Source organism: Streptomyces sp. PA03-6a, from assembly GCF_033792765.1.
Lineage (GTDB): Bacteria > Actinomycetota > Actinomycetes > Streptomycetales > Streptomycetaceae > Actinacidiphila.
The window spans coordinates 1-3,730 of record NZ_JARAVK010000465.1 but is presented as its reverse complement, the minus strand read 5'-3'; the positions used below and the strand labels follow the sequence as shown (position 1 = coordinate 3,730).

The following is a 3,730-nucleotide window of genomic DNA, read 5'->3' as shown; positions in this document are numbered from 1 at the left end:
GACCACCGAGATCAGGGCCTGTTCGGCCCTGCGGCGGCGTTCCAGGAGCCAGTGGGGGAAGTAGCTGCCGCTGCGGAGCTTGGGGATGGCCAGCTCGACCGTGCCGGCCCTGGTGTCCCACTCTCGGGGGCGATATCCGTTGCGGTGATTGACGCGTTCGTCGCTGACCTGCCCGTATTCGGCGTTGCAGAGGGCATCGGCCTCGGCGGACATGAGCGCGTCGGCGAACGTCTTGACCATCGCGCGCAGCAGATCGGGACTCGCCGCAGCGAGGTTCTCCTCGGCAAGGGCGTGCAGGGGCAAACTGTCTGATGCGGTCATCGTGCTGATCTCCTTCGAGCCTTAGACATCTCGAAGATCAGCCGGTGGCCGTCTCTATATCCGGACCCTCACTCCGACGCCGGGACAAACACCCGGATCAGGTGGGAACCCGTACACCACTTCCAAGGACGCAACCCCGTCTCAGGATGTGTCAACGCACGACTTAGGGGATCGTTGAGCGCACGGCACGACGTCATGGAGGCTGCGCTTCGCCGGTCGGGGTCATCGAGGAGGGCCCGCCGCCACGTGAGCTCGCCTATATATTGCGACGCGCCGTAACCAGCTGTAGCCGACACTTAGTGTGGCCACCTCGTTCACGCGCACGGACTGTCACCAGTAGCGGCTGCGCCGCTGATAGCACAGATACGTATCATTACGGAGGGTATGGTTGAAATAGCCCGACCGTCGCGTCCGATCAAATGTTGGCACGACGGGAACGCACCCTTACGGGATGGTCGGTATGGATCTTTCGACCAGTACTCCTTACACCCCGTCGGCCGCACCATCCACCCCCGGTACGGCTGTGGTCGTGGTCGACGACGCGGGGGTGGTACGCGGATGGGGTGAGGGTGCGACGCAACTTCTCGGCCACCCTGCCTCCGAGGCTCTCGGCAAGCCGTTCGCAGACCTCTTCCCGCTGATCGGCCACCCTGAGGACCAACAGGCGGCAGACGTGGTGGCACGACTCCACTCAGCGCGGGGTTGGGAGGGCAGACAGGCCGTGCACCGCGCAGACGGCCGCCGCCTCGACCTAGAAGTCAAAATTTTGCCTGCCCAGGACTCCGGCAGCTGTCCCCTACGGATAATCCTTGCGACCGACCCTACCCAGAACTGGTGGGCCGCCGCGGCCGGCTCCCTGGCAGAGGGCATCACCCTCACAGCGCCGGTAGGCATGGCCATACTCGACACTGAATTGCGATTCACCTGGGTAAACGATGCCATGGAACACCTGTGCGGCATCCCCCGCAGCCGTTTCCTAGGCCGGCGTCCAGGAGACCTCCTGCCGGGACTCAACGTGGCGGACACCGAAGCAGAAATCCGCAACGTATTGGAGACTGGACATCCGTCAACCGGCCGGGAGCACATCGGCCACGTACTACCCAAGCCATACCAAGCGACCTATTCGACTTCGTGCTTCCGTCTGGAGAACGAGTACGGACAGACACTGGGCGCCTGCTACACCGTCCTACCCACCACCGACCACTATCGCGCCCAACAAAAACTGGGGCTGCTCAACGAATCCCGCAAACGCATGGGCAACACGCTCAACGTCACTGATGCGGCACAAGAACTCGCGGACGCCTCGGTCCCCGAGTTCGCCGACCACGTCACCGTTGACCTGTTCAGCTGCGTTCTCCACGGTGAGCAACCCCGACCCGGCCCTGTGAGCGCCGCATCAGCAACCAACCTACGCTGCGCCGGGTACCGCTCGATCCGTAACGATGTCCTGCCAGAAGGACTACCCGGCAGCCAGCGCGGCTTTTTCCCTCTATCACCAACGGCCCGCGCGCTCGACAACGGCATCTCCGTACTCATCGCCGAGCTGCACCCAGCCGATCCACTCTGGATCACTGACAACACCAGCCGCAGCGCCCATGCGCGCGCCCTCGGGATCCACTCCCTGATGATCGTGCCCATCCGCTCACGCGATACCACCCTCGGAGCCGCCACCTTCGCACGCTCACGTAACCCCGCGCCGTTTCAACCTGACGACCTGGACATCGCGGAGGAACTGGCCGCGCACGCCGCGGTGTGCATCGACAACGCCCGCCGCTACACCCACGAGCACGCCGCTGCACTGACACTCCAGCGCAGCCTGCTCCCCAAGGACCTGCCGACGCAGAACGCCGTCGAGGCGGCGTACCGTTACCTGCCCGCCGACGCGGAGGCCGGCGTGGGCGGCGACTGGTTCGACGTCCTGCCGCTCTCCGGCGCCCGGGTCGCCCTGGTCGTCGGCGACGTCGTCGGCCACGGCATCCACGCCGCCGCCACCATGGGCCGCCTCCGGGCCGCCGTGCAGACCCTGGCCGACATCGACCTCGCCCCCGACGAGGTACTCGCCCACCTCGACGACATGGTCAGCCGGATCGCCCAAGAAGCCCCCGCCACCACCGACGTCACTGGAGCGACCTGCCTCTACGCCACCTACGACCCCGTCACCCGGGACTGCACACTCTCGCGCGCCGGGCACCCGGCGCCAGTACTCGTCACCCCCGACGGCGACGCCCAGCTCATCGACCTCCCCAGCGGCCCACCCCTCGGCCTCGGCGGCCTGCCCTTCCAAGCCACCAAGCTTCACCTCACGGAAGGCAGCATTCTCGCCTTGTACACGAACGGTCTCATCCAAGCCCCAACCCTTGACCCCGACCGCGGACTTGAGCAGCTTCTCGAAAAGCTCTCCACACAGCGAATAAGCCTGCAGGGCCTCTGCGACGCGTCTATGGCCAGCCTTGCCGACGGTCAGCCGTCAGACGACGCAGCACTCCTCGTTGCCCGGACCCGCACACTGGATGCGGACCACATTGCTTCCTGGGACATTCCCAAGGATCCGTCTGAGGTCGCATCAGCCCGGGCGCTGGCTACCCGCCAACTCGTAGCCTGGGGACTCGACGACCTAACCTTCACCACGGAGCTGGTCGTCAGCGAACTCGTCACCAACGCCATCCGTTACGCCTCTGACCCCATTCGGCTGCGACTCATCCGTGACCGCACGCTTATCTGCGAGGTCTCCGACGGCAGCAGCACCTCACCCCATATACGGCATGCCCGGACGACCGATGAGGGCGGTCGCGGCCTCTTCCTCATCGCACAGGTCGCCGAGCGGTGGGGCGCCCGCTACGGGTTCGACGGGAAGACGGTCTGGTCCGAGCAACCCCTCACGGAGCAGCACTAACTCCTGTCAGATCCCGCCAAAAAGGGTCTGTCCATTGAACGGCACCTCTCTGTGTCAAGCGGGGGCGATCAGAGAGGTATCCCGGTCGCGGAGCATCGTGCGGTAGACGACATCGGCCAGGCGGCGCTTGAGGCAGCGGAGGGCTTCTTTGTGGCCTTTGCCCTCGCTGCGTTTGCGCTGGTAGTAGGCCTGTCCTGCGGTGGGGTGGCGGATCTGGGTGATGGCCATCACGTGCAGGGCGGAGTTCAGCTGCCGGTCTCCTGCTCGCGAGAGCCGGTGTCGCTTCACGTCCCCGGAGGACACCTCCAGAGGTGCCACGCCGCAGTAGCAGGCGAATGCAGCCTCCGACCGGAAGCGGTTCACGCCCGCGGTGCGGGTAAGGATCTTCGCTGCCAACAGGTTCCCGATGCCGTGGAGGGGCCTTGTCCCTGTGGGATGGACACCTGTTCGTGTTGTTATGCGGCGAGTGTCAGGGTAGCTGACTGCCTCTCGTAGGCGATCGGTGACTGTTGTCCG

At 65.4% G+C, this 3,730-nt stretch carries 3 protein-coding genes; 1 reads left to right on the top strand and 2 read right to left on the bottom strand.

Translation table 11 applies throughout. The features are described 5' to 3' along the window. On the bottom strand, positions 1-321 hold a 321-nt coding region (locus PV350_RS45470), incomplete at its 3' end, for a transposase (RefSeq protein WP_500339175.1). Between the two features lie 529 nt (positions 322-850). Here PV350_RS45470 and PV350_RS45465 point away from each other — a divergent pair. Further along, positions 851-3,214: a SpoIIE family protein phosphatase gene (locus tag PV350_RS45465; RefSeq protein ID WP_500339174.1), complete on the top strand. Its 2,364-nt coding sequence runs from the start codon at positions 851-853 to the stop codon at positions 3,212-3,214. Between the two features lie 54 nt (positions 3,215-3,268). On the opposite strand, the gene PV350_RS45460 is transcribed toward PV350_RS45465, so the two are convergent. Next, the gene (locus PV350_RS45460) at positions 3,269-3,622 is read right to left on the bottom strand and encodes a transposase (protein WP_500339176.1); all 354 of its coding nucleotides are present in this window, start codon (positions 3,620-3,622) and stop codon (positions 3,269-3,271) included. Between the last annotated feature and the right edge of the window lie 108 nt (positions 3,623-3,730).